Raw genomic sequence first — 26,430 nt, 5'->3', positions numbered from 1 at the left:
CAGGATTTCTTGCGGCTACTTGCGCGCCGTCCACACCGGCGTCGGGTACATCGTCTTGGCGGCCGCGACGTTTCCGGGCCAGACCGTCACCACTTTGCCGTGCTGGATCTGGACGGTGACCATCGGCTTGTAGACGTTCAGGCCCTTCTCATTGAACTTGATCCGGCCGTAGAACGTCGTGACGTCGAGCGCGGCGAGGGCGTCCCTCACCTTCTGCCGGTCGATGCCGCCGGCGTTTTGGATCGCCAGTTGCAGGGCGAGGCCGCCCGCCGACCCGTTCGCGGCATGGTAGTCTGGCTCGAAGCCGTAGCGCTTCATGAACACCTGGGCGTACTGGCGGGTGCTTCCGAAGAGCGGCCCGGTGTACTTGACATCGGGCGTCCACTGGGACGAGGCGAAGACGTACTCGGCCGCCGGCCCGAGCGCCTTGACGAAGTCCGGCGTCGTCGGGCCCACCGTGAATCCGAAGAACTTCGCGTTCACTTCCAGACTCTGCGCCTGCCGCATCGTGAGGAGGGATTCTTGCAAATGTCCGGACCCGATGAGAACGTCTGCGCCGGCGGCCTTGACGGCGGTGAGCGCCGCGCTCAGGTCGTTCGCGCCGACCGGATACTTCTGGAAGTAGACGACGCGGAGCCCGTTGTGGTCGGCCCAATCCTTCGCTCCGTTCGCGACCTCGAGTGAGAACAGATCGTCGGCGGAGACGATCGCCACGGTCGTCGGCCTGGGCGACAACGAGGTCGCGGCCTTGAGCATGGCCGCCGCGTAATCGGCGGCCGGACTGGTGACCCCGAAGACGTACTTGTAGCCCTGCTCGAAGATTTTCACCGCGGCGCCGTTCGAGTCGACCATGGGCACCTTGTACTTGTCGGCGATGCCGGCGTCGGCAAACGTGGCCGGGCTGCCGTAGGGCCCGAGCAGCAGCGCGACGTGGTCCTGGGTGATGAGCCGGTCGGTAAGTTCGGCCGAGGTCTGCGGCTTGCTCTGGTCGTCGTAATACACGATCTGGACTTTATATGTCTGTCCGCCGGCTTTGATCCCGCCGCGGGCGTTCACGGTCTCCGCCCAGAGGTCGTACCCCTGTTTGGCCAGGGCGCCTTCCCGGGCGTCCGCGCCGGTTGCGGCGAGCGGCGCGCCGAGTTTGAGGATCTCGGCACCGTGCAGCGCGCCCGCGGTGACGCCGAGCGCGCCCATGGCGACCATCGCGGCGATCGCGATCCCTACGCGGCTCTTGGCACGCACCATGCCCATCCCTCCCCGTCGGCGCCCCATCGGGCGCCGGTAGAGTTCACGACGCTTTACCCGCGAGACGCGGCCGCACCTGCTCTGCGAGGAGCCGCATCGCGCCGGTGACCACGTCGGGCGGCATGCCGGGGAAATTGACGCGGAAGATCATCGTCGTCGCCCCGGTGAGCTCGGCGCACCGGGTGATCTCGTCCGCGCATCGCGCGGGGTCGCCCAGGATGAATCGGTCCTGCGCGAGGCCCTCGAAGGCCTGCGTCATGTCGTCGCCGGCCGGCAGGGCCCTGTGCTGTCCCCAGGCCACGTACGCGTCGTATTTCTTCTCGATGTAGGGACGCGCCAGGTCGATCGCCCGGGCCGAGGTCTCCGCGACGAACAGTTCGCGGCGCATCGGCAGTTCCGCCGGGACAGGCCGGCCGAACCGCTCCAGGGCCGCGCGGTAGATACCGATCTGCCGCGTGATCGTCCCGAGCGTCGCATGCGGGTTGATCACCCAGGCGTCGCCGATCTCTGCGGCGCGCGCCACCGCCCGGTCGTTATTCGCGGCCATCCAGACGGGCGGGCCCGGCCGCTGCACGGGGCGCAGACCGATGCGCGCGCCGTCGAGACGGCAGTAGGGCGTGTCGAGCGTCGCGGGTCCGCCGGCCCAGAGCTCGCGGATGACGCGCAGGTGGGCGCGCAGCCGGTGGACGCGTTCGCCGGGCGCCACCCCAAAGGCGCGGTCTTCGACGTCGCGGTAGCCGAGACCGACGCCGAAGATGAACCGGCCGCCGGTGATGACGTCGAGAGTGGCCGTCTCCTCGGCGATCGCGACCGGATTGAGGAGCGGCAGCAGGTAGATGGAGACGCCGATCCGCATCGTCCCGGCCTCGGCCGCCGCCCGCGCGACCGAGACGGCCGGCTGCAGCATCGCGAATTCACCGACGAGGTAGTGCTGCCCGAAGACGATCAGGTCGAACCCCAGGCTCCGGGCCAGCCGGACCTGGTCGAGGATCTCGCCCCAGCGGCCCACGAGTGAATCGGCCGGCGGGTGCTGGTTGACGAGCATCAAGCCGAGGCGCATGATCAGGCTTTCGCATCGGCGCCCCGCCCGGCCTCCGCGGGCCGGAGGCGCCCGGCGCTGAGGTACCGTGACGGCAGCGTGTGGCCGATGATCGCGGCGAGCCAGTGCGACGTGACGGCGACCGCGTCCAGGTCGACGCCGGTCTCCACCCCCATTCCGTGCAGCATGTAGAGGAGGTCCTCAGTGGCGAGGTTGCCGGAGGCGCCCGGCGCGTAGGGACAGCCGCCCAGGCCGCCGGCGGCCGCATCGACGGTTGTCACCCCGGCCGCCAGCGCCGTCAGCACATTCGCGAGCGCGGTGCCGCGGGTATCGTGCAGGTGGACCGCGAGGCGCTCCACCGGCACGTCGCGGGCCACGGTCTCGATGAGCGCCCCCACCTCATCGGGCGTCGCCGCACCGATCGTATCGCTGAGGGCGATTTCGTAGCACCCTATCCGGGCGAGCGCAACCGCGACACGGCGGACGGTCTCGGGGGCCACCCGGCCGGTGTACGGACACCACCAGGCCGTCGAGACGTACGCCCGAACGCGCCGGCCATGGTCCGCCGCCATCGCGAGCACCTCGCGAAACTGGACCAGCGATTCGGCGACGTTCATCCCGATGTTGCGGCGGGCAAACGCATCGGAGGCGGCGGTGAATACCGCCACCTCGGCGGTCCCGCAGGCAAGGGCGCGCACCATGCCCCGGCGGTTGGGGACGAGCGCGGAGAGGATCGGCCCTCCCTCCGGTGGGACCTGTCCCCCCTGCGGGACGAGGCGTCGGAACAGCGCGTCGGTCCCCGCCATCTGGGGGACGCGGTCCTCTCGCACGAACGCGCCCGCCTCGATCGCCGGCAGCCCGCACGCGGCGAGCCGGGTGACGAACTCGACCTTCCGGTCGAGCGACAGCACCGCCGTCTCGTTCTGCAGGCCGTCGCGCGGTCCGACCTCGACGACGCGCACGCGGCGCGGATTCACCGGCCCGGTTCCTCCGGCGTGAGCTCCGCGACGACGGCGCCGGCCTCGATCTGGTCGCCGGCGCGCACGCGGAGCGCCAGGACCCGGCCGGCGTGGGGCGCGCGAATCACGTGTTCCATCTTCATCGCCTCGACGATGACGATCGGCTGCCCTGCGGCGACGAGGTCGCCCTCCCCGACGGCCACCTGAGTCACGGCGCCCGGCATCGGCGCCTCGAGCCATTCCGGCCGCGTTGCCGCGGGGGGCCGGGGCCGGACCGCGTCGATTCGGACCGCGAGCGTCTCCCCGTCGACGTGGATCCAGCGGGTCCCCGCCTCGTCGATGGTGCGAACGAGGCGGGCCGGGCCGTCGTCGATGATCGCGCGCCAGACGGTGCCGTCCAGCCGCTCGAGGCGCACGCGCACCTCGCGGCCGCCGAGCCGTACCGTGATCTCGGCTCCGTGCACGGTGACCTGCGCGGTCAGACGCGCGCGGCGCACGAGCAGCGCGATCTCAGTCATCGGACTGCTGGCCTGATCCGAGGCGCCACCCCGACCCCGCGTCCCACGGATCGGGGAGCCGGTCGCGGTCTCGCCGCTCCCGGGTCCCCTCCTGGTCCCGGGGAGCCCGATCACCCGGCGGCGCGTCCGCCGACAGCGCGGCGGCTACGGCGAGCGCCCCCGCGGATGCCTCGGGTTGCCAGCCCGCGAAGTACCGGTCGAGAAAGTCGGTGGTCGTTTCGGCCCGCCGGAAGGCCTCGTGCCGGATCACGTCGCGAAGAAACGCCAGGTTCGTGCCGCAGCCGAGGATCACGTACGCGCGCAGGGCCTGGTCCATGCGTGCGATCGCGCCGGCGCGCGACCGGTCCCACACGATCACCTTGGCGAGCAGAGAGTCGTACGCCGCCGGGACGCGCCAGCCTTGCCGTAGCCCGGAGTCGACGCGGACGCCGGGGCCGCCCGGCTCGTCCAGGACGAGAATCGGCCCGGGTGACGGCCGGAATCCCTCCGCCGGGTCCTCCGCGCAAACGCGGCATTCGATCGCATGCCCCCGCGGCTCGGGCGATTCGCCGAGCGAGAGGCCGGCCGCGTCGCCGCTTCCGGACAGGGGCTCTCCGGCGGCGATTCGTAGCTGCGCTTTGACGAGGTCCACGCCGGTGACAAGTTCGGTGACCGGATGCTCGACCTGCAGCCGCGTGTTGACCTCGAGAAAATAGAACCGCCCGTCGGGCGCGAGCAGGAACTCCACGGTGCCGGCGTTGACGTAGCCCGCCGCCCGGGCCACGGCGACGGCGGCGGCCGCCAGCCGGCCGCGGAGGTCCCCGTCGACGTACGGCGACGGCGCCTCTTCCACCAGTTTCTGGTGACGCCGCTGCACGCTGCACTCGCGTTCGCCGAGCGCGAGCGCGTGTCCGTGCGCGTCCGCCAGGATCTGGACCTCGACGTGGCGGACGTCGGGGAGCCGACGCTCGAGGAACAGCCGCCCGTCCCCGAAGGCCGCGCGTGCCTCCCGCTCCGCGAGTTCGAGCGCCGGGCGGAGGTCCGCCGGACGTTCGACCACGCGCATGCCGCGGCCGCCGCCGCCGGCCGCCGCCTTGACGACCACCGGGTACCCGAGCGTTTGAGCCGCCGCGGCCAAAGCGTCCGCGCTGCCGTCGCCGCCGCCCCCCGCAACCGTGGGGACGCCCGCCGCCTCGGCGAGCGTACGCGCCGCGGTCTTGTCGCCCAGCCGGGCGATCACCGCGGCGGGCGGCCCGATGAAGCGCAGCCCGGCGCCGGCGACCGCCTCCGCAAAGGCGGACGACTCCGCGAGGAATCCGTACCCGGGGTGGACGGCATCCGCGCCCGATTGCCGCGCCGCGTCGAGAAGGCGGCCGACGTGCAGGTAGCTCTCGGCCGGATCGGCGGGCCCGAGGTGCAGGGTGCGGTCCGCCAGCCGCGCGTGGGGGGCATCGAGGTCCGCGTCGCTCGCGACGGCCACCACCTCGAGGCCGAGCTCGCGGCAGGCGCGGATGATCCGCACGGCGATTTCCCCGCGGTTGGCCACGAGGATCCGGCGCAGGCCGCGGTCGGGCGGGTCTGCGCGCGCCGCCACGCGGCTACATCCGGAAGACGCCCGGGCGCATCCCGTCGATCGGCGCGTTGAGCGTCGCCGACAGGGCGAGGGCGAGCACGGTGCGTGTCTCCGCCGGATCGATGATGCCGTCGTCCCACAGGCGCGCCGTGCTGTAGTAGGGATCGCCTTCCGTCTCATACTTCGCCAGGATCGGCTGGACGAGCGCCTCTCCGTCGGCGGGAGACATCGTGCGGCCTTCGCGCCGCAACTGGTCGCGCTTGACGGTCAGCAGCACCGTGGCCGCCTGTTCCCCGCCCATCACCGAGATGCGGGCGTTGGGCCACATCCACAAGAATCGCGGGTCGTAGGCCCGGCCGCACATCGCGTAGTTCCCGGCGCCGTACGAGCCGCCGATGATGACGGTCACGCGCGGCACCCCGCTGGTCGCGACGGCGTGCACCATCTTGGCCCCCGCGCGGGCGATCCCGGCGGCCTCGTATTGGCGGCCGACGATGAACCCGGTGATGTTTTGCAGGAAGAGAAGCGGGATCCGCCGCTGTCCGCAGAGCTCGATGAAGTGCGCGCCCTTCTCGGCGCTTTCGACGAAGAGCACGCCGTTGTTGGCCACGATGCCGACCGGAATGCCCTGAATGCGGGCGAAGCCGGTGACGAGCGTGGTGCCGTACAACGCCTTGAACTCCTGAAACCGGCTGCCATCGACGAGCCGGGCGATCACGTCCCGGGCGTCGAACTGCCGGCGGAGGTCCCGCGGCAGCACGCCGTAGATCTCGCGGGGATCGTAGCGCGGCTCTTCGGGCGGGGCGAGATCGAGGGCCGGTTGCTTGACGCGGTTGAGCGTGCCGGCGATGTCGCGGACGATCTCCATCGCGTGCGCGTCGTCGTCCGCCATGTGATCCGTGACGCCGCTCCGGCGGCAGTGCACGTCGGCGCCGCCGAGCTCTTCGGCCGAGACCTCCTCCCCCGTCGCCGCCCGCACGAGCGGCGGCCCGCCGAGGAACACGGTGCCGGTGCCGCGGACAATCACCGCTTCGTCGGCCATCGCCGGCACATAGGCGCCGCCGGCCGTGCACGAGCCCATGACCGCGGCGATCTGCGGGATGCCGTCCGCGGAGAGCACCGCCTGATGGTAGAAGATACGACCGAAGTGCTCGCGATCCGGAAAGACCTCGGCCTGCAGGGGCAGGAACGCGCCGCCGGAGTCGACGAGGTAGATGCAGGGGAGCCGGTTGTCGCGGGCGATCCGCTGCGCCCGGAGATGCTTCTTTACGGTCATCGGGTAGTACGTACCGCCCTTCACGGTCGCGTCGTTCGCGATGATCATGCACTCGAGCCCGCGCACACGCCCGATGCCGGCGACGAGCCCCGCGGCCGGCGCGTCGCCGCCGTACATTGCCCAGGCGGCCAGCGGCGCGATCTCGAGCAGCGGCGAGCCGGGATCCAGCAGCAGGTCGATGCGCTCGCGCGCGCTCAACTTGCCCCGCTCCCGCAGCCGGCGATGGGCGCGGTCGCCGCCCCCCGCCTTGATCTGAGCAAGGCGCTCCCCGAGCAGCCGCGCCAGACCTTCATGGTGCTCGCGATTGCTCTGAAATTCGGAGGAGCCGGTATCGACGTGCGAATCGAGGACGCCCATCGCCGCGACCTATTCCGCCCGGCGGCAAAGCCCCCCTCCCGGATGACCCGGCGCGCGCGGCATGGGCCGCGTCTGAAGGGTTTGCCCTCCCTCCGACGAATCGCCGGGGACGACTTACCCGGGGGACCCTCACGCTTCGACACGGACACCGTTGGTTCATCGCCCGTTGGGTGAACCTGCTGACCCGGCATCCGCTGCGCACCTTGGTGCTCATGGGCCTCATCGTGCAGGTCCTGGTCACGACGGCCGGCGCCGCGGTGATCTTCCGCGCGATCCTCGTGACCCGTCAGACGAGTGAACGCGTCGCCCGGACGAGCGAGGTCCGGAACGCCGCGGACCGGATGCTCGAAAGCTTCGTCGACGCCCAGGCCGGCGAGCGCGCCTTCCTCCTCACCGGCAACGAGCGGTTCCTGGCCGGGTACACCGACGCCCTGACGGCAGTGCCGCAGACCGCCGTGCGCCTCGCCGACCTCTTGGGGGGCGATACCGTGCAGGTGGGTCGCGTGCGCCGGCTCGTGTCGCTCTACACGCAGTGGTGCGATCAGGCCGCCCGGTCCGAGATCGCCGCGCGCCGCGCCGCACCGGCGGGCTACGCCGAAGCCGCCCGAGGTGCGGCCGCGGAAGCCGCCCGTTTGCGTCAGACGGCCGCCGCGTACGCCGCCTCGGGCGGCGAAGACAGCCTGCGCGTGGTTCGGGCGCAGGCGGCGTCGCTTCGGGACCACCTCACCGGCATGCTCCGCACGACGCCCCCGGCATCACCCGCGGCCACAGACTGGGCGCGGGCGCAGCGGCTGCTCGACGTCATGGCCGTCGCACGCCCCGCGTCGGCGCCGGCGCCGCTGCTGACGGCGGCGACGGTGGTCGAGGCGATCGTCCGGCGGCACGCGCTCGCCGCGGGCGCGGCGGAGTCGAGGGTCATGACGCTCATCACCCGGCGGAGCGGGCAGGTGTTTGCCGACAATTTCCGCCCGGTGTACGTGGCGTTCGGCGTCACCGAGGACGCCCGGCTCGCCGCGCAGGTGGCGCAGGGCCGCACGGCGACCCGGACGGCCGAAGGCGCCGCGCTGGCGCTTCCGGTGACGGTGGTCCTGCTGGTGCTCCTCGGGTTCTCGCATGCCGGCGCGGCCACGGACGCGATCGACCGCATCATCGAGGCCTCGCGGGGGATCGCCGACGGAGACCTCAGCCGCCGGGTGGCCGTGCGCCGCGGCGACGAGATCGGTCAGCTGGCGACCGCGTTCAACGAGATGGCGGAGCAGATGGCCACCCGTGCCCGCCAATCGGCCCTCGTGCAGCAGATGAGCGAGATGCTCGAGGCGAGCCCCTCGGTCGACGAGGCCTTGAGCGTCGCCAGCCGTTATGTCCAGGACCTGTTCCCCGGCACGGTCGGCGGCGTCTACCTGATCGCTGACTCGCGGGATGCGGCGGAGCTCGCGGCGTCGTGGGGCGCGGCGTTTGCGCTGCCGCCGGCCTTCGCGCCGGACGACTGCTGGGCCCTGCTGCGGGGTCTGCCGTACGCCGTTGACGTGCAGCGGGACGGGGTCTTGTGCCGCCACCTGCCGACCCAGCGCCCGGCCGCCAACCTCTGCCTACCCCTCACCTCGCAGGACGGCACCCTCGGCATTCTCCAGCTGAGCTTCCCGGCCGCACCCGCCGGGGACGTCGCGGCGCCTTCGTCGGCCGCGCTCGACTCCGCCCTCGCGCTCGCCCGCTCGATCAGCGACCGGGTGGGCCTCGCGATCGCGAACCTCAGGCTGCGCGAGTCGCTGCGGGCGCAGTCCATTCGCGATCCGCTCACCGGCGTCTTCAACCGCCGCTATCTCGAGGAGACGCTGGAACGCGAAATCCGGCGGGCGCAGCGGGGCGAGAATCCGCTCGGCCTCATCATCTTCGATCTCGACCGGTTCAAGCAATTCAACGATACCTACGGCCACGAAGCGGGCGACACGTTCCTGCGCGAACTCGGCGCGATGCTCCGCGACCGGTTCCGCCGCGACGATGTCGTCTGCCGCTACGGCGGCGAGGAGTTCGTCGTCGTCCTCCCGGATGCGACGCTCGAGTCTACGCTGCAGCGCGCCCGGTCGTTGGGCGAGGCGGTACGGGACCTGGCGGTGTCGTATCAGGGCCAGCCGCTCGGCGCCACGACGGCGTCGCTCGGCGTCGCCGCCTTCCCCCAGCACGGCGCGAGCGGTGAGGCGCTGCTCCGGGCGGCCGACGCCGCGTTGTATCGGGCCAAGCAAAACGGCCGCGCCCGCGCCGAAGCCGCGACCACCCCGATCTAAGTTCCCGGTTTACCGCCGGGGATCGAGGATGATCTTGATCGAGTCACCGGCGTCCGCCACGAGCCGGAAGCCGGCCGCGGCGGCCGAAAGGCCGAGCCGGTGCGTGATCATGTCGTCGACCTGGATCCGCCGGCGGTGGATGAGGTCGAGCGCCTCCGCGTAGTCCGCCGGTGCCGCGCCGTACGAGGTCGTCACCGTGAGATCCGTCCGGAAGAACGTCTGGTTGAACGGCACCGGCGGAAAGGCCGCGTCCGGCCCCGCGGGGGCAAACAGCATCACCGTGCCTCCGGGCTCGGCGCAGCGCAGCGCCTGGGCGATGGCCGTCACGGCGCCGGTGCAGACGATGACCAGGTCCGCCAGCCGCCCGCCGTTGGCCTCGCGCACCTGCGCGGCCAGGTCGGCCCCGGGCCGGAAGGCGGTCTCGGCGCCGAACCGGGCCGCGGCGGCGAGGCGGTAGTCCGAGAGATCCGTGGCGAGAACGCGCGCGGCGCCGGCCGCGCGGGCGGCCTTGATGTGGAGCAGCCCGATGATGCCGCTGCCGACGACGAAGACCGTCTCGTCCCGCCGCACCGGCGCGATCCGCTGCGCGCGCACGACGCAGGCCAGGGGCTCTACGAACACCGCCTGCTCGGCCGACACGTCGTCGGGCAGGCGGAACACGCCCCGGTCCACGTGAATCGCCGAGAGGCGCGCGTACTCGACGAAGCCGCCGGGGTCGAAGTTCGTCGCGTGGAGAGTCGCGCACATCGTGTGGTGACCGCGGAGGCAATGCCGGCAGGCATTGCAGGGCACATGGTGTGCCGCGGTAATGCGGTCGCCCGGCCGGTAGCCTCGAACGCTCACGCCCACCGAGGCGACCACGCCGCCGACTTCGTGCCCCAGCACGAGCGGTGCGCGGCCGCGGCGATACCATTCCATCACGTCGCTGCCGCAAATGCCGCTCGCGTCGATGCGCATCAGCAACTCGTCCGGACCGATGTCGGGGACCGGGCGGTCCTCGAGGCGGACGTCGTGATTCGTGTAGTATACTGCCGCCCGCATCATCCCGGGGTGCCGCCGCGCCCCGGCCGCATCCGCGAGGGGGTCACCGGCGTGCCGCCTGCTGCGGCTCCTCGGCGCGGGCCCGGCGGAACAGGCTCAGCGCGTCCTCCGGCGAGGCGTTGTCGTGCACGATGGCCCGAATCGCTTTGATCATCGCCACCGGCGCGGCGTGCTGCCAGATGTTCCGGCCCATGTCCACGCCCGCGGCGCCCTGCCGGATCGCCCGGGCGGTCAACTCAAACACGTCCAGCTCCGTCTCGAGTTTGGGGCCGCCGGCCACCACGAGCGGCACCGGGCAGCCTTCGACGACTGTGTCGAAGCCGTCGCAGTAGTATGTCTTCACGAGCTGCGCGCCCGCTTCGGCCGCGATCCGGCAGCAGAGACTGAGGTAGCGCGCGTCGCGCCGCGCGAGCTCCTTGCCGACGGCGGTGACCGCCAGCACCGGCATCCCGTATTCCAGCCCTTCACTCACGAGCGCGCCGAGGTTGAGCAGGGTCTCACGCTCGTGGCCGGTCCCGATGAAGATCGACAACGCGACGGCCGCGACGTTCAGCCGGACCGCGTCCTTCATCGTGGTCATGAGGCCTTCGTTCGAGAGGTCGTCGGCAAGGATGCTCGCGCCGCCGGAGACGCGCAGCACGATCGGCACCGCGGCCGAGGGTGGCACGGACGTCCGCACCACGCCCCGGGTGACCATGAGCGAATCCGCGAAGGGCAACAGCGGCCCGATCGTTGTGCGGGGCACTTCGAGGTTCGTCGTCGGCCCCATGAAGTATCCATGGTCGACGGCGAGCATCACGGTGCGGCCGGTGTCCGGCCGGATGATGCGGTCGAGCCGGTTGCGCATGCCCCAGTCCATGGGCCTCTCGCTTCGGCCCATGGGCCGCCGGGGCCTGCCGCGAAGCGGCGGCGGGGCTAGGTTAGAGCGGCACCTGCACGACGTTCAACTGGACGACGGTCGGCTGCGGGCACTGGGCGCAGGCGCCGGTCGGCGTGGGGCTGGGCGCGACGATGATCGACGGGGACGGCTGGGTCTTCGGCCCGATTTCCATCGTGCCGAGCTGCGGCGCCGGCGAATGCAGCACCGCGATGTGGCGCACAGAGGCGTGATGGGCCGGTAGCGCGGCCGCCCGCACGTTCGGCCTCACGGCGCGTGGCGCGGCCGCCCGCACGACCGGTCGGACCACCGGCGGCTTCCGCGGGCCGGCGGCGATCGTGCCGCTCCCTCCCGTGACAATAGCGGCGGTCGTCATGATCGCGGCCAGCATGAACGCGAGAACGTGTCTCATGGGTTCGCTCCATCCGGTTCGAATGGTCATGAGGGTATTTCCCCAAAAAATCGAGGGGCGGCCTGTGCCGGCGCCGAGCAATGCCGCGGCGGCGCGGGCGTCAGACGAGCAGCCGCCCGAAAATCGCCAGCACCTCCCACACGTACACTTGTGTCTCCGGGTACGGAGGGATGCCGCCGTAGTGCCGGACGGCGTTGTCGCCGGCATTGTACGCGGCGAGGGTCAGCGGCAGCGAATGGAACTGGGCATAGTCCACGCGGAGCAGCCGGGCCGAGCCGACGAGGTTCTGCCACGGATCGTGGGGATTCACGCCGAGCTCGGCGGCCGTCTTGGGCATCAGTTGGCCGAGTCCCCGTGCTCCCACCCGCGACACGGCACCCTGATCGAACCGGCTCTCGACGCAGACGAGCGCGGTCATGAGCCGCGAATCCACCCCCTCGTGGGCGGCGGCCTCACGAATCGCGCGGCCTTCCCATTGTGCCTGTCTCGCCGGGATGCGCGGGTTGGACGCGAGGATGAATTGCGCGATGCCGTCTGCGGTAGTCGTCCCGGCCGTGGTGGGATCGGGCGGGCGGCTCGGCTGGCCGAGGCGTGCGAGCCAGGCCAGCGCATAGTGCGCCTGGGCCGTCGTCGGATTCAGCAGCAGGACTTCTCGAAACCAGAGGCCCGCGTGGACGCTGTCGCCCCGCGCGAGCGTCACGGCACCCATCCACATCGCCGGCGTGGCGGACTCGGGCGACGCGGCCGCGGCCTTGGCGAACGCGTGTTGCGCCTGCGGCAGGTGCCCGGCCTCGTACGCTTCCCAGCCGGCCTGCAGCCAATCTTGGGCGCCCACGCCCTGGTTTGACAAGGCCGTGCCGCCGAGGAGAAGGACCGGGATGAGAAGCGCGGCGGTCCAGTGCAGGCGACGCCGATCGAACGGGCGACGCCCGTCTTCCTGCTGCATGCCTTCTCCCCCCGGGGCTCGAAGCAAACGTGCATAACGTAGCACGGGTCCGCAGAAGCCAGCAATACTGCGTACACCCGAGTTTCGGACACTTCAATTGACCCCCGGCGCGAGGGACGGGGTCACCGCCGTCCGAACGCGTGCTTGCGGGCTCGACCCGGGGATCGAAACGGCTATTTGAAGATAGATGTTTCGAGCTCGCGCGAGGTAATGAATTCGAGCAGCGCCGGGGTCCCCTCGTCGGTTTTCCTGACTGCCCGCTGAATGGCCGGGACGATCTCCCCCGGTGTCGTCACGCGCTCACCGTACCCGCCGAGGGCCTGCGCGAACGCCGCGTAGTTCCCGGAGATGTCCGTGCTGCGGTATTTTTCCGTCGAGACCGGCATCACGGGCAGCTCGATCGCCATGGACGAGTTGTTGAACAGCACGGAGAGAATCGGGATCCGCTCCCGGACCGCGGTCTCGAAATCCATCCCGGTGAACCCGATCGCGGCGTCGCCCCAGACGTTGATGCAGAGTTTCTGCGGCGCGTGGAGTTTGGCGCCCATCGCCAGCCCGAGGCCGTAGCCCAGCTGGGTCGTCTTCCCCCAGCCGATGTAGGACAGCGGGGACTCGGCCCGCCAGAACGGTGACAGCTGATCCCGCGGACTGCCCGCGTCGTGCGTGATCACGGTGTTGGGCACGTCCACGGTGCGCAGCAGATCCCGGATGACCCGGTACGGCGTTAGGGGGATCTCGTCCGATGCGAGCTTCGCCGTCCACTGCGCGAGCCATTCGGCCCGCGCGGTCTCGATCTTGCGGGCGAGGGCCGCTGCCCGGTCCCGCCGCGGTGCAGGCACCCGGTCCCGCACCGCGGCCAGCAATGCCTCAAGCACCAGCGCGGCATCGCCGATCACGACGTGCTCGACGGCGAGATCTTTGTTCACGTCGGCGGGGTCAAGGGTGGCGTGGATCAGGGTCTTGCCCTCCGGCATCGTCACGCCGTAATTGGTCGTGGCGAAGCTGCAACCGATGCCGAAGATCACGTCGCTGTCCCCAAGGAAGTCGTGCACCGGCTTCGGCATCGACCGGCCGCCGGAGCCGAGCGACAGCGGATGCGTCTCCGGAAACGCGCTCTTGCCCTGCAGGCTGGTCGTGACCGGCGCGCCGAGCCATTCGGCGAGCTCCTTCAGCCGGCCCCACGCGCGGGCGTAGTGGACGCCCTGCCCCGCATAGATGACCGGCCGGGCCGCCCCGACCAGCACCGCGGCGATCGCCTCGATCGCCGCCGGATCGGGTCCGACCCGGACGGCCACCGGAGGCCGGTAATCCACGGGTTCGGGAATGTCCGATGCCAGGACGTCGGTCGGAAACTCGATCAGCACCGGCCGCGGACGGCCGTTACGCACCTGGGTGAACGCGCGGCGCATCGCGGCGGGGGCTTCCGCCGGGAGCAGCACCTGCTCGGCCCACTTCGTGACATGCCGGTAGTTCAGCGCCGAGTTGAAGTTCGGCGCCACGTTGGTGAGCCGGCGCGGATAGCCGGCGGGCAGGACCACGATCGGAGATGAGTCGCCGTAAGCTTGCGCGACGGCGCCGAAGGAATTTTCGGCGCCCGGCCCGTGCTGCATCGCGAAGACGCCGATGCGCCGGCCCGATGAGAGCCGGCTCACCGCGTCGGCCATGTGGATGCCGGTGCGCTCCTGCCGGACGATGATCGTGCGGATGTCGGCCGCAGCCGCCGCTTCGATGATCGGGTTGACGGGGTAGCCGACGAGAAACTCCACGCCCTCGCGCTTCAGGATCTGGGCCACCGCCGTCGCGACCCTCACGCTCTCATCCCTCCCCCGCGCGCCTCTGCAGGCAGTTCTTGGGCGTGCGCGGCCCTTCCTCGTCCGGGCCCCAATGGTGTCTTGGCCGGCGCGGCCCGAACCGTGACTTCGCCGCGGGCACGGATCGTTACATTGCGGAGGTATGATGTTCGTAGGACACAGCCGGCTCGGCCGGGGGGGACGCGCGGATGGGACGCCCGCGGCATCGCGTACTGGTGGCAGCAGGGATTCTCGGTCTCGTGCTCGCCGTGGCCGGGTTTCCGTCGCCGGCACCGGCCGGCGCGGCGGTCGTGCAGGTGCAGCTCTTCACGAGCGCGGTGATCTTCTTCGTCACGTCGGGCCTGAGCGCGCAGCCGATCTTTCTCTTTGGACGGCCCACATTATTCCCGGTGATCATCCAGCCCGTCATCGTGGTCCGGCCCGCCGTCTTTATCGCGCCGAGGGCCGTCGTGGTCCTGTCACCCGCGGTACCGTTCATCGCGCCGCTTCTTCCATCAATCCCGATCTCGGCGCCCATCGTGGACGTCGCAGACCCGCCGGCCAACATGCCCCCGCCGGCCGTGGAATCGGTCGGCAACGTTGCCCGGGCACCGGAACTCTATAACCGGCGCGTCCTCAGCGTAACCGGGACGATCTCGCGCCTGGAAGAGTTCGTCGACGAGCGCGGTCATCCGTACATGCTCTTTCAATTCACGAACGACTGGCGATCCATCTCGGTTCTCGTGGGTGGGCAGGCGTCCAAATTGCGCAACGGGCTGAGGGTGCAGGCGACGGGGGTGTTCTACGGTGCGGGCGTCGTGCCCGACGGATGGCCCTCGGGAGTGCTCCAAGCGCTGGCGGTGACCGGGGTCCCCTGACGTGGTGACAGGCGTGGCGGGCTAGGGCGCTCCGTCGGCCGCCTGCGCTGCGGCGCAGAAGGCCTCCACGACCCGGGGATCGAACTGCGTTCCGGCGCATCGTTGAATTTCGGCGGTGGCCTCTTCCGGCGTGCGGGCGGGCTGATACGGCCGCGTGTCGGTCATCGCGCCGTAGGCATCCACCACGGCGAGAATGCGCGCCCCGAGCGGGATCTCCGCTCCCCGCAGCCCGTCGGGATATCCCGTGCCGTCCCATTTTTCCTGATGATGCCGGACGATCGTGGCGACGCCCCGCATCCGGTCCACCGGCCCGAGGATTTCCGCGCCGATCTCCGGATGCCGCCGCATGAGCGTCCACTCGGGCTCCGTGAGCCCTTGCGCCTTCCCGAGGACGCTGTCCGGGACGCCGATCTTTCCGATGTCGTGCAGGCGCGCTCCCCAGCGGATGTCCTCGATCTCGTCCTCGCGGCAGCCCAGCTTGCGGGCCACCGCTTCCGCGATCGCGACGAGCCGCGCGCTGTGGTTGGCCGTGTAGAAGTCCCGGGACTCGATGGCGTGGGCCAGTGCCAGCACCGTCTGCACATGCGTCTGCTGGAGGTCTTGAAACAGCTGGGCGCGGCGGGCCGCCGTGCCGGCCATTTCGGCGATGCTCTTCAGCAGGCGGAGCTCAGCCGCCGCGAACGGCGGCCGGCCGGATCCCCGGGTTCGGGCCACCGCCAGCGTTCCGGTCACCTCCTGCTCTGAGCGGACGGGCGCAATCACGAGGGGACCCCACGTGCGGTACGAAGACACGTCCATATCGGCGGGCACGGGTTCGCGAGGGAAATCGTCCGTAAGATACATCACTCCCGTCCGGACCACCCATCCCGGGAGGCTGCCGTGCAGGGACAGGATCGTCCCCGGCCGCTCCACGGTGCTCCCCGCCGAATCCACGCACGTCAGCACTTTGCGCTTCGGCTCCCACACCGTCAGCGATGCATAATCGGCGCGCAGCAGGTCCTTCGCGTGGCCCGTCAGGATCGGGTACATCTCCTCCACATGCTGGGCGGCACGCAACAGGCCGCTCAGATTGTAGAGCGCCTCCAACTCCGCGACCCGCTGAGCCTGCGTCTCATACAGGACGCGCAACTTCTCCTCCGCGTGCTTCCGGTCCGAAATATCGCGGGCGATCCCCTGGATCCCCACGGCCGTTCCCTCCGCCAGGATCACCCCCGTTCTGAGCTCGACCGGAATCCGCCGCCCGTCCTTGGTGACGATCTCGATTTCGTAGCGGTTGGTGTCCTCGACGCCGGCCAGTTTGCGGGTCATCATCGTCCGCGCCAGCTCCAGGTATTCGGGAGCGACGACCGTAGTGAAATTCGACGACAGGGCCTCTTCCAGCGTGTAGCCGGTCGCCGTCAGCGCAGCCTGGTTGGCCGACGTGAACCGTCCGGTGTGGTCGATCGTGTACACAAGGTCATTCGTATTGTCGAATAACTGCCGATACCGCGCCTCGAGCTCCTGCCGGTCCCCCTCGGCCGCCCGGCGCTCCGCGGCGTCCCGCGCGACGGCCAGCACCGCCGGACGCCCGCCGAATTCGATCGTGCGCAACATGATGGCGACGTCGATGAGGCGGCCGTCCCTTCGGCGCTGCCGCCATTCGCCGGAAAATTGCAGACCGCTCCGGTGCTGCTCGGCCTCGGTGCGGAACCGGGGCACGTCGTCCGGCGGACGGATGTCGGAGAGGCGCATGCTCAGGAATTCCTCGCGCGAATACCCGTACTTGGCCACCGCCGCGTCGTTGACTTCGAGAAATTCCAACGTCTCCAGATCGTAGACCCACATGGGGAGAGGATTGCCGGCAAAGAGCGCGCGGAAGTCGGCGCCGCCTGCGACAAACTGAATCCTGCGACGGGACATAGGCCTCCCCACGGACGTGCGCTGCCCCAAAATGTGGCTTGTGCCCACAAACGGTCCCGATTAGCCCACTGTTTGATTGTCCTGCGTCAAGGCTGCCGGCCGGCAAGGAGGCCGGCAAGGAATGGAAGCCGGCCCTTGGCGGCGAACCCTTTATCGTGTGAGTGGCCGCAATGTATCGAGGCGCATGACGGCCCGCGCTGTGCCCTTCTCCGCGGTCCTTCTTTTCATGCTCGCCCTGCCGGGTGGCGCGGGCGCGGCGAACATTCCGGCCGTCGCCGTGGCGGAGTTCTATGCGCCGACTCCAGTCGGATCCTTCGAAGGAATGGTCCCGGAGCGCTTTGCGGCGGACGATCTGAGCGCTCAGCTCGTCTCCGCGGGCGCGGGGCGGCTTGCGCTGGTTCCGCGTGCCCGGGTCGAACAGGCCGAAGCATCCCTCCGCTGGCACAACGAGGACGCCTTGCGCTTCGCCCGCCTGACCGCGCTGGCCCGGGCCGTCGGCGTGAACGAACTGGTGGTGGGGTGGATCACGAGTCTCAGCGTCGAGACGGGGGGACACCAAACCTTCCCCCCCGACGGCGGCGGCAACGGCGCGCCGACCGGTGACGCAACGGTTGTCGTTCAGGTGTTTAGCGCGGCGCAGGGACGGATCGTGGCGGAGACGCGGCAATGGGCGTCGACGACCGGCTTCGTCCGCGAACTCCTCGCGGAACGAGCGCTGCACGAGGCCCTGAGCCCGACCGTGCCCGGATTGATCAGGACGTTGGTGGAACAGCCGTAGGACCCGGCGGCCCGAGATCGGATCCTCTCACGCCTTTCGACCGCTCGCAATGAACGCCGTAGCGGCGCACCGGCTGGCCGGATGCCCTGGCTGCTGAATCAAAATATACCCAGCGCCACCTGACGAGCATGAACACCGCGGTACCCGCAGTCCCCGTCGACCGACACGCTGTTGATCATTCCCATCTGACGATCCCTTGTACGAGGCGACTCGAGGCGGCCATGAGCCGTCGATCGACGAGCGGCAGATCAAGGAAGTGGGCTTAGCTCGATCCATGGCCACGTCAGCTTGACTTAGACTTACCGTGAAGCTTTCCGTGGGTTGCTTGAACGACTGGCGTCGCCACCGGGGGCGTATTCGGCTGGTCGTCTCTGCGTTTAGCTACGTGGCGGCGCGCCCGGCGTGCTTACGCCGCACCGAAGACGAGCGACGCGTTGATGCCGCCGAATCCAAACGAGTTGCTCATCACATGGCGCAGCGGCATCTCGCGGCCGTGGTCCGTCACGTAGTCGAGGTCACACGCCTCGTCCGGCTCCTGAAGGTTCAGCGTCGGCGGCACGTAACCGTGCCGAAGGCCGAGAAAACAGATCGCCGCTTCGATCGCGCCAGCTGCGCCGAGCGAGTGCCCGTGCATGGCTTTAGTCGCGCTGACCGGGATCCGGTACGCGTGCTCACCGAGCACCTGCCGGATCGCAAGCGTTTCGGTCGCATCGTTGAGGGGCGTGCTGCTGCCGTGGGCGTTGATGTGGTCGACATCCTCGGCCGCGATGCCAGCCTCGGCGAGCGCGAGGCGCATCACTCTTGCCGCCTGGGCGCCCGACGGGAGCGGGGCCGTCATGTGATGGGCGTCGTTGGAAAGGCCGTAGCCCAATACGGTGCCGTAGATCGGCGCCCCCCGCCGGCGGGCGTGCTCCAGTGCCTCGAGGACGAGCAGGGCGCCGCCTTCGGCCATGACGAAACCGTCGCGCGTGCGGTCGAACGGGCGGCACGCGCGATCCGGTTCGTCATTATGCGTCGACATAGCGTGGATCACGTCGAACGCGCCGAAGATCAGCGGGGCGAGCGGCGCCTCGATACCGCCCGCAAGCATCACGTCCGCGTACCCGTCGCGCACGACCCGGAAGGCATGGCCGATCGCGATCGCGCCGCTCGAGCAGCTGTCCGAGTTGGCGCTCGCGGGGCCGCGAAGGTCGTACTCAATCGCCACGTTGCACGATCCCGCGCCGCAGAAGACCGAGAGGGCAAGCTGGGGCCGGATGCGCCGCGGCCCCTGGGTCAGGAACACGCCGTACTGCTCCTCGGCGAACGCCGCACCGCCGAGTGCGGAGCCGACGAAACAGCCGATCGCGTCGCGGTCCTCATCCTCCAGCCGCAATCCGGCATCGTCGATCGCCAGCCGCGCGCACACGACGGCCATCTGCGCGTACCGATCCAGGCGCCGAAGCCGCCGGGGCTCGATGTACGCCGCCGGATCGAAGTCGGCCACCTCCCCCGCCACTTGGGAGGAGTATGGTGAAGGGTCAAACCGCGTGACCCGGGTGATGGCCGAGCGCTCCCGACGGACGCCCTCGTAGAGACCGCGGCCTGTCCCGGATCCAATCGGTGTGACGGCACCGATGCCCGTCACGACCACTAGTCGCTTGTTGTTCAACCGCTCACCTCCGCGCCGCCGCTCCGAAGACGTGCGCCGTTGCCCTCTGAACCTCCGCGACCGACCGCCCACACAGCGGGACGGCCCCCCGCCCCTCAGAACAAGAGCGCTGCATGGATGATCTTTTGCGTCATTTGGCCGATGTTGATCTCCATCGTCCCAAGCGCCGCTTCCACCCTGCCGAGCGCCGTCCCCATGATGCCGAGCGAGTGCTGCATCTGATTGAGCCCTCGGCTCGTCTTGTCGACCGCAGCTTGGGTGCCGTCGAGTTTTGTATTGGTCGCCCGCAGCAGTGTGTTCGTCGTTGTAAGCTTGCCATCAACCTTGGTAAGCGTTTTGTTCATTGCTCCGAGCGTATCGAGTTTTCCGTTCATCGCGCTGAGTGCGTCGAGTTGCACAGTCAGCCGAGACAGGTGCTCCGACATGTCGTGGACTTGGACGAGCAGGTAGATGCCTCCCACAGTCACAGCAACGATGACGGCGAACGCCAGTGCGGCCGCGACCGGCCACATGCGGGTCTCGGAGACCTTTGGATAGTTTGGATAGGCTGCGTGCATCTCAGTCACCTCACAATCGCCCCTTTTGGTCTATTTCCAAAAGGTGTCACAAAACGGTATCCAATGAGCATACAGATCGGCCCGCGACTGGAATTCGGGATAGACGCTGATACGAATCGCGGCCTTGGCCGTCGCAGACGTTCCAAATGCCCCGTCAGCGCTGTCGGGCGCGAATATGCAGCCTCACGGTCACGGGGTCCCGCGCCACAAAGATGAACGCCCGCGGGTAGGGAATCTCGTAGTCCACCATACGCAACGTGGTGGAGGCGTCGGCGACATATTCGCGCGCCAGCGCGAGCACGGTCGCCGTGGAGTCCTGGCCCCGCGTGATGTCTGGATCGTGAGCCGATCGTGGACGGCCGCCGGGAAAGGGCGGACGCCGGTCCCCGGGGTTGCCGTCACGGTGCCCTCGTAGGTGATTGCGGGAAACTCGGCAGTGTGCAGGAACGTCGTCCGCATCGCCGCGTCGCGGATGCCGACGCCTGTGGTGAGCGACCGCGTGTCGATCGACGCGGCGATGCGGGCCGCGTAGACATCACTACCGGGTCTCGCCTCGACGATCACGCGGCCGGTCACGTGCGTGGTGTGTCCGGTGAATCCGCCCCTATTGTCGGGCACGAAGAACGCGACCGAGGACTCTCCCGGAATGATCTCAAAGGTGCCGGTCGGCAACAACCTCATTGCCGATCCGGGAGCGCCCCGGACCGCCGTGACCGCGAGAACGGCGGAGAGAAGCACGCCGCAGAATACCCGGGCCGGAATCCTCGACCCGTGCGGCGTAGCGAAAGATCACTTCAACCGGCCCGTCAATCCGTGCCACGGTCTTCGTGTGCATTTACGCCGGCCCCAGCAGGCGGAGAAGAACCGCCGGATTGAGCACACCGCCGACCCCTTCGGTGTTGCCCACGACGCCGATGAGCCGCGCGCCGAGTTGAGACTGCATCGCGAGCCGGGAGGCGGCCCGCCGCAGCACCGCGGGGCGAAACGCCAGGTACTGGATCAGTCGGGACGCGGCGAACACGGGGCCGAACTCGCGCCACCGAGCGTACGCGTAGCCGCGAAGCACCGGCATCCTGTCTCGCTCAAGCGCGTCGGCCGCGGCCGCGGCGCACAACTCCGCGCCGCGCAGGGCAAAGTAGACTCCCTGACCGGTCATGGGGTCGATGTGTGCCGCAGCGTCACCGACCAGCAGCACGCGGCCCCGTCCCACCGGCCGGCGGTGATAGCCGAGTGGACCCACCACGGCAAAGGCCGCGGCGCGCTCCGCGCGACTCAGGCGCGCCGACAGCCCTGGGCACGCCCGCAGCCACGCCCGGTAGCCGGCTTCAAGGTCGCGCCGCCACGCGCGCACCACGGCGCGGGGAACGGCAAGCGTGACGTTGGCGAGTCCGTTCGGCAGGTGGGATACGCCGCAGTAGCCGTTCGGTCTGAGGTGAATCTCGCCCCAGCGCGCCGCGTCGGAGTCTCCGGAGTCGACACCGGCGAGATACGTGCCGACGGTGTAGCGACCCCGTCGGCCGATAGAGCCGATGCCGGCCGCGCGCGCCACAAACGAGCGCAGGCCGTCGGCGCCGACGACGAGACGAGGAAGATATTCGCGGCGATAACCGCGCCGTTCCACGCCGACACGGACGGCCCGCGCCTCGGCGTCGAGCGACACGACGCGGCTTTCATCGCAGACCGCCGCACCCGCCCGCGCGGCGTGCTCCAGCAGGACCTGGTCGAGCGTCTGACGCGGGGTGGCCCACCCGTGTCCCCGCGGGAACGGAAGGGTGGCGACGTCGCCGCCGGGCGTGACGATCCGCATGCCGCGCACGGCGGCACCCACGCGCGCGACCGCGTCACGGACGCCGACGCGGGCCAGGACATCGTCACAGCCAGGGTTGAGATAGTCGCCGCACGGTTTTGGACGGGGAAAGGCGGCGCGATCGACGATCATCACACGCCAGCCACGGCGCGCCAGGAGCGCCGCGGTGGCGCTTCCGGCCGGCCCGCCGCCCACCACCAGGACGTCGATCGGGTGGCCCATTCTACGAATGACTGTCGGCGATCGAGCGTTGCGGGCCCCGCGGCGATTCCATCACCATGTCAAGGACGGAGCCCCTTAGCGCGCGGTCCGCACCTCGGCCGGTGTCAGCGGCAGCGTAAACGTGAAGACGCTGCCCTGACCGGTCCGGCTCGTCACCGCGATGCGCCCGCCGTGCGCCTCCACGATATGCTTGGCGATCGCGAGGCCGAGGCCAGTGCCGCCCGCGTCGCGGCTACGCGAGCGGTCGACCCGATAGAAGCGATCGAAAATCCGCGGCAGATCGTCCGCCGGAATACCGCGGCCGCAGTCCCACACCGACACGACGGCGTCATTGCCGTCCACGTGGAGGCCGACCTCGACCCAGCCCCCTTCGGATGTGAACTTGATCGCATTGTCCATCAGGTTGGTCAGCACCTGCAGAATACGGTCCGCGTCGGCCGTGACCGTGACGGGCGGCGTCGGCGCGGTTCTAAGCGCGATCCGATACCGTTCCGCCTGCGGCCGCATCCGACTCACCGCCTCTCGGACCAGCGTGTCGAGCCCGATCGGGGCCAAGGTCATGTGCGCGGCACGCGACTCGAACCGCGACAGCGCCATCAGGTCGTCCACCAGCGTCATCAGTCGCGTCGCCTCCGCGTCGATGATCGCGAGGAAGCGGCGGCACGTCTCGCCATCCGCCCAGGCGCCGGCGAGCAGGGTCTCGGCAAAGCCTTTGATCGACGTCAGCGGCGTCCGGAGTTCATGGGACACGTTCGCTGTGAGTTCGCGACGCTGCCGCTCCGCGCGCCTGAGGTCGGTGATGTCGCGCACGACGGCCACCGCGCCGGCCGCGGGCCCGGCGGCGGTGCGAAGCGGCGTCGCGTTCAGGTGGAACAGCCGCTCCTCGGCGCCGGCGCCGAGGCTAAACTCCTCGGCCACATCCGTTCCCCGGCGCGCGGCATGGTCGAGCGCGCGCCCGACGGCGTGGTCACCGAGGACCTCGCCGGCTGGGCGGCCGAGATCCTCCGAGCGGATGCCGAGCAGATCCCGGGCCGCCCCGTTCCGCAACAGCAGCCGGCCCGCGCGGTCGGTCGCGACCACCGCGTCGCTCATGGAACTGATGATGGCTTCGATCTTTGTGCGTTCCTCAGTCAGCGCGTCAAGCTTCTGCCGCAACTGCTCGCCCATCGTGTTGAACGCGCGGGCGAGGTACCCGATCTCATCGCGGCTGGCCACGACCGCGCGGCTGTCCACATCGCCGCGAGCGATCCGGTCGGCGGCGCGGGCGAGGTCTTGCACTGGCGCGGACAGCGTCCGCGCCCGCCGCGCGCCGAGGAACCACGCCGCGGCGACGCCGAGGAGCAGCGCGCTCCCCAGCGCCTCCCAGAGGCGCATCAACACGTCCCGCATCCAGACCTGCGGCACGCTCACCTGCACCACGCCGGTGACGCGGCCGTCCGAGACAAGCGGCGCCGCGGCATACAGCCGCGTGTCGTGCAGCACCGGATCATAGCGGGTGTCCACGGGGGCACGTCCGCCGTGGAGGGCCGCAGCCACCTCCGGCGGGACGGGGCCGCTGCCGGCCCACCGGCTGGTCGCAGGCGGGCGCCCCTCCGCGTCCTTGACGCCGATATACACCTCCTTGCGCCACGCCAACGTGTCGGCGACCGCGTCGAGTTGGGCAAGCGTCAGCCCCTCGCTCTGGTACCGCGCGAGCATTCGCGCGGCCATCCGTGCCTCGGTGAGGACGCTCTGCTGGTACCGATCCCTTTGCAATCGCACCAGGGCGGGCACGAGGTACGAGGCCACCACGGTCAGCGAAAACACCACCAGCAGGAGGTGGCTCACCGTCAGCTTCCAGCGTAGGCTGCCGATATTCATCGCGCGTCCTTCTTCAGTTTGTACCCGACGCCGCGCACCGTGACGATGAAGCGCGGTGCGTCGGGATCGTCCTCGATCTTCTCGCGCAGACGGCTCATGTGCATGTCGACGGTGCGCGTGCTGCCGACATACTCGTAGCCCCAGATGTGTTCCAACAGGAAATCGCGCGTGAAGACCTGGTTGGGGTGGCTCATCAGCAGCCGCAGCAGATCGAATTCTTTGGCCGTGAGGTCGATGAGACGGTCGCCGAGCCGCACTTCGTGCGTGGTCGCGTCGAGCGCGAGGTGTCCGCAGGCCAGCGCGGTCTCCGCGTGCCCGCCCTGGTCCCCGGCGCGCCGGAGAATCGCGCGCACCCGCGCCACGAGTTCGCGCGGACTGAACGGCTTTGTCACGTAATCGTCCGCGCCGGACTCCAGGCCCAGGACGCGGTCGTATTCGGCGTCTTTCGCGGTGAGCATGAGGATCGGCACGCGCCCCTGTCTGCGCAGGTCGCGGCACACTTCCAGCCCATCCACGTACGGGAGCATGAGATCCAGTATCACGAGGTCCGGGGACGCCGTGCGCACTTTTTCGATAGCCTCGCGGCCATCGTAGGCGACATCGACGTCGAACCCTTCGTGGCGAAGATTGTAGCAGATGAGTTCGACGATGTGGCGATCGTCGTCCACCACAAGGACGCGCCCGCCGGCGTGACGGTCGGCCCCGGGAATCATCGCCTTGCTGTCCGCCCGTGAGCTAATCGCCATATGCCGACTCCTGGACGGTCACTTTGTACTGAACGACCGGCGAAGGGTCGTCGCCAGTAGCGATCACGGCACTCGTGAAGATAGGAAACTGCACCACCGCTATGCCAGCCGACCCCGCCGCCGCGCCGGCCAGCGGCAAGCCGGGGCCAGCCGCCGCGAGGAGTGCCAGAGCTATGCCACGCCTCATCGCCGTACCCCCACAAACCCAACCCCTATACAAATAGTGCACCCTCGGGGGTCACGCGCGGGTCAAAGACAGGTAACGGCGTTGTCACAATGGGTTTTGCGGCCATCTCGCAATATCCGCTCCATGCGCCCGGGGAACGTCCATAGTGCTGAGCAGTGGGAGGAAGTGCTTCTGCCGGAGATTGAGCGACAGCAGCAACAGGGCAAGGACGTGGTCGAGCGTGCTGATGCCGCGTTCGCCAAGCCGGAGCTCTACGAGGCTTTAGAGAAGCGGGGCGTCAGGTACGCGATCCGCATCCCATCCAATGACATCCTGGAGCGCGAGGTCGAGGAGTTGCTCCGGCGGTCCGTCGGACGCCCCAGTCACACCCCGGTGGTCCGGTACAAGAGTTTCCGTTACCAGGCCGCCAGTTGGACAACGGCGCGGCGGGTGGTCGCGAAGATCGAGTTTCACTGTGGAGAGCTGTTTCCTCGAGTGGGCTTCATCGTGACGACTTTGGAGATGGACAGTCGGGCGGTCGTGCGGTTCTACAATAAGCGGGGGACGGCGGAGCAATGGATCAGGGGAGGCAAGTTGGCGGTGAAGATGACGCGGCTGAGCTGCCACCGGTTCCGCGCGAACGAAGTACGGCTCGCTCTGAGCGTGATCGCCTACAACCTGGGGAACCTATGGCGGCGGCTCGCGCTGCCGAAGCGGATCGACACGTGGTCGCTCACGAGCCTGCAGCAGCGGCTGATCCGGACGGGTGGTCGGCTCGTGAAGCACGCCCGGTACTATTGGCTACTGCTCGCGGAAGGACACCTGACACGGTTGGCAACGCAGCCGTACCGGGCGTCGGGGGTCCAAACAGGGCACAAACGGGCTTTCGGAGGTCGGCGGGGAAGGACCCTGAACGGGAAGAGCCAGGGTGGATACCTTTGCGGAGGAGTTCAGGTGTCAAACTGGAAATGTCCGCTCGTATGTCGAAGTTGATCTACATCACCAATACGTCGCTCGACGGTTACGTGGAGGACGAAACCGGTGCCTTCGATTGGGTCATTCCCGATCAAGTTCACTTTTCGTTCATCACTGAGTTGCTGCGGCCGATCGGAACCCATCTCTATGGGCGGCGACTGTATGAGACGATGGCCTACTGGGATGCGCCGGTGGAGGGCTATCCGCCCGAACACCGCGACTTCGCGCGAGTCTGGCAGAACGCCGAGAAGATCGTCTTTTCACGAACGCTGACGGGCGCTACGACCCGCAACACGCGTGTCGAGCGGGACTTCGACCTCGAGGCTATTCGGAAGCTCAAGCGGGAAACAGAGCACGACCTCTTCATTGGCGGCGCCGAGCTTGCGGGGCTTGCGCTCGAAGCCGATCTCGTCGACGAATGTCGCCTGTTTCTCAACCCGGTGATCGTCGGCGGCGGAAAGCCGGCATTCCGAGCCGCCTTACGACGGAATCTCGAACTCCTTGAGACGCGCGGTTTCAGCACCGGAGTAATCCACTTGCTCTATCGCATACGAGGCGGGGGCTCCTGAAGTCTCCCCCTTGGCGCTTTCATATTAA

Annotated in this window: 23 protein-coding genes; 5 read left to right on the top strand and 18 right to left on the bottom strand. The window is 69.3% G+C overall.

The window, feature by feature from the left end; genetic code table 11:
• Positions 1 to 15: 15 nt before the first annotated feature.
• Genes VGZ23_11555 through VGZ23_11530 form a run of 6 tightly spaced genes read right to left on the bottom strand, consistent with a single transcriptional unit; the run spans position 16 to position 6,946 of the window.
• Entirely contained in the window at positions 16 to 1,245 is a 1,230-nt protein-coding gene (locus VGZ23_11555; protein HEV2358229.1) for an amino acid ABC transporter substrate-binding protein, read from the bottom strand.
• A gap of 43 nt (positions 1,246 to 1,288) precedes the next feature.
• Positions 1,289 to 2,305, bottom strand: a complete 1,017-nt coding sequence (locus tag VGZ23_11550; protein HEV2358228.1) for an LLM class flavin-dependent oxidoreductase — start codon at positions 2,303 to 2,305, stop codon at positions 1,289 to 1,291.
• Positions 2,306 to 2,307: 2 nt separating this feature from the next.
• On the bottom strand, positions 2,308 to 3,261 hold the full coding sequence (locus tag VGZ23_11545) for a hydroxymethylglutaryl-CoA lyase (GenBank protein ID HEV2358227.1): 954 nt from the start codon (positions 3,259 to 3,261) through the stop codon (positions 2,308 to 2,310).
• Positions 3,258 to 3,761, bottom strand: coding sequence for a biotin/lipoyl-containing protein (locus VGZ23_11540; protein ID HEV2358226.1), 504 nt, complete (start codon positions 3,759 to 3,761; stop codon positions 3,258 to 3,260). Before VGZ23_11540 ends, VGZ23_11545 begins: the two co-directional genes overlap by 4 nt.
• Complete coding sequence (locus tag VGZ23_11535) at positions 3,754 to 5,334, bottom strand: biotin carboxylase N-terminal domain-containing protein (GenBank protein ID HEV2358225.1); 1,581 nt, start codon at positions 5,332 to 5,334, stop codon at positions 3,754 to 3,756. Before VGZ23_11535 ends, VGZ23_11540 begins: the two co-directional genes overlap by 8 nt.
• Positions 5,335 to 5,338: 4 nt before the next feature.
• Positions 5,339 to 6,946, bottom strand: coding sequence for a carboxyl transferase domain-containing protein (locus VGZ23_11530; GenBank protein HEV2358224.1), 1,608 nt, complete (start codon positions 6,944 to 6,946; stop codon positions 5,339 to 5,341).
• Between the two features lie 170 nt (positions 6,947 to 7,116).
• Between VGZ23_11530 and VGZ23_11525 the strand changes: the two genes are divergently transcribed.
• Entirely contained in the window at positions 7,117 to 9,228 is a 2,112-nt protein-coding gene (locus VGZ23_11525; GenBank protein HEV2358223.1) for a diguanylate cyclase, read from the top strand.
• Positions 9,229 to 9,237: 9 nt separating this feature from the next.
• On the opposite strand, the gene VGZ23_11520 is transcribed toward VGZ23_11525, so the two are convergent.
• From VGZ23_11520 to VGZ23_11500, 5 genes are all read right to left on the bottom strand, one after another.
• Positions 9,238 to 10,272, bottom strand: coding sequence for a zinc-binding dehydrogenase (locus VGZ23_11520; GenBank protein HEV2358222.1), 1,035 nt, complete (start codon positions 10,270 to 10,272; stop codon positions 9,238 to 9,240).
• A 40-nt stretch (positions 10,273 to 10,312) separates the two neighbouring features.
• Positions 10,313 to 11,128 carry a 3-hydroxy-5-phosphonooxypentane-2,4-dione thiolase gene (lsrF, locus tag VGZ23_11515; protein ID HEV2358221.1) on the bottom strand — a complete coding sequence of 272 codons (816 nt, stop codon included), beginning with the start codon at positions 11,126 to 11,128 and terminating at the stop codon, positions 10,313 to 10,315.
• Between the two features lie 61 nt (positions 11,129 to 11,189).
• A complete protein-coding gene (locus tag VGZ23_11510) occupies positions 11,190 to 11,558 on the bottom strand; it encodes a hypothetical protein (GenBank protein HEV2358220.1) in 369 nt (122 codons plus the stop codon).
• Between the two features lie 100 nt (positions 11,559 to 11,658).
• The gene (locus VGZ23_11505) at positions 11,659 to 12,504 is read right to left on the bottom strand and encodes a lytic transglycosylase domain-containing protein (GenBank protein ID HEV2358219.1); all 846 of its coding nucleotides are present in this window, start codon (positions 12,502 to 12,504) and stop codon (positions 11,659 to 11,661) included.
• Positions 12,505 to 12,677: 173 nt separating this feature from the next.
• Positions 12,678 to 14,315: a thiamine pyrophosphate-requiring protein gene (locus VGZ23_11500; protein ID HEV2358218.1), complete on the bottom strand. Its 1,638-nt coding sequence runs from the start codon at positions 14,313 to 14,315 to the stop codon at positions 12,678 to 12,680.
• 188 nt (positions 14,316 to 14,503) lie between these two features.
• On the opposite strand from VGZ23_11500, the gene VGZ23_11495 reads away from it, so the two are divergent.
• Positions 14,504 to 15,172 carry a hypothetical protein gene (locus tag VGZ23_11495; protein ID HEV2358217.1) on the top strand — a complete coding sequence of 223 codons (669 nt, stop codon included), beginning with the start codon at positions 14,504 to 14,506 and terminating at the stop codon, positions 15,170 to 15,172.
• Positions 15,173 to 15,193: 21 nt separating this feature from the next.
• Here VGZ23_11495 and VGZ23_11490 read toward each other — a convergent pair whose 3' ends face one another.
• Positions 15,194 to 17,071, bottom strand: a complete 1,878-nt coding sequence (locus tag VGZ23_11490) for a PAS domain S-box protein (GenBank protein HEV2358216.1) — start codon at positions 17,069 to 17,071, stop codon at positions 15,194 to 15,196.
• A 184-nt stretch (positions 17,072 to 17,255) separates the two neighbouring features.
• Between VGZ23_11490 and VGZ23_11485 the strand changes: the two genes are divergently transcribed.
• Complete coding sequence (locus VGZ23_11485; protein ID HEV2358215.1) at positions 17,256 to 17,849, top strand: hypothetical protein; 594 nt, start codon at positions 17,256 to 17,258, stop codon at positions 17,847 to 17,849.
• A gap of 406 nt (positions 17,850 to 18,255) precedes the next feature.
• On the opposite strand, the gene fabF is transcribed toward VGZ23_11485, so the two are convergent.
• The 6 genes from fabF to VGZ23_11455 all read right to left on the bottom strand — a co-directional run bounded on the left by fabF (position 18,256) and on the right by VGZ23_11455 (position 24,692).
• Entirely contained in the window at positions 18,256 to 19,500 is a 1,245-nt protein-coding gene (gene fabF / locus VGZ23_11480) for a beta-ketoacyl-ACP synthase II (GenBank protein ID HEV2358214.1), read from the bottom strand.
• Positions 19,501 to 19,595: 95 nt separating this feature from the next.
• The gene (locus VGZ23_11475; GenBank protein HEV2358213.1) at positions 19,596 to 20,066 is read right to left on the bottom strand and encodes a hypothetical protein; all 471 of its coding nucleotides are present in this window, start codon (positions 20,064 to 20,066) and stop codon (positions 19,596 to 19,598) included.
• Positions 20,067 to 20,211: 145 nt separating this feature from the next.
• Positions 20,212 to 20,358, bottom strand: a complete 147-nt coding sequence (locus VGZ23_11470) for a hypothetical protein (protein HEV2358212.1) — start codon at positions 20,356 to 20,358, stop codon at positions 20,212 to 20,214.
• A 534-nt stretch (positions 20,359 to 20,892) separates the two neighbouring features.
• Positions 20,893 to 22,086 (bottom strand): FAD-dependent oxidoreductase, encoded by a 1,194-nt coding sequence (locus VGZ23_11465; protein HEV2358211.1) that lies wholly within the window; start codon positions 22,084 to 22,086, stop codon positions 20,893 to 20,895.
• Positions 22,087 to 22,161: 75 nt separating this feature from the next.
• A complete protein-coding gene (locus VGZ23_11460; protein HEV2358210.1) occupies positions 22,162 to 23,946 on the bottom strand; it encodes an ATP-binding protein in 1,785 nt (594 codons plus the stop codon).
• Positions 23,943 to 24,692 (bottom strand): response regulator transcription factor, encoded by a 750-nt coding sequence (locus VGZ23_11455; GenBank protein HEV2358209.1) that lies wholly within the window; start codon positions 24,690 to 24,692, stop codon positions 23,943 to 23,945. Before VGZ23_11455 ends, VGZ23_11460 begins: the two co-directional genes overlap by 4 nt.
• A gap of 310 nt (positions 24,693 to 25,002) precedes the next feature.
• On the opposite strand from VGZ23_11455, the gene VGZ23_11450 reads away from it, so the two are divergent.
• Together VGZ23_11450 and VGZ23_11445 are read left to right on the top strand one after the other, a co-directional pair.
• Positions 25,003 to 25,851, top strand: a complete 849-nt coding sequence (locus VGZ23_11450; protein HEV2358208.1) for an IS1380 family transposase — start codon at positions 25,003 to 25,005, stop codon at positions 25,849 to 25,851.
• On the top strand, positions 25,839 to 26,402 hold the full coding sequence (locus VGZ23_11445; protein HEV2358207.1) for a dihydrofolate reductase family protein: 564 nt from the start codon (positions 25,839 to 25,841) through the stop codon (positions 26,400 to 26,402). The genes VGZ23_11450 and VGZ23_11445 overlap by 13 nt, the downstream gene beginning before the upstream one ends.
• Positions 26,403 to 26,430: the final 28 nt, after the last annotated feature.

The sequence above is a fragment of the bacterium genome (assembly GCA_035945995.1).
In the GTDB taxonomy this organism is placed as follows: Bacteria; Sysuimicrobiota; Sysuimicrobiia; order Sysuimicrobiales; family Segetimicrobiaceae; genus DASSJF01.
This window is presented reverse-complemented; position numbering and strand designations above follow the sequence as displayed.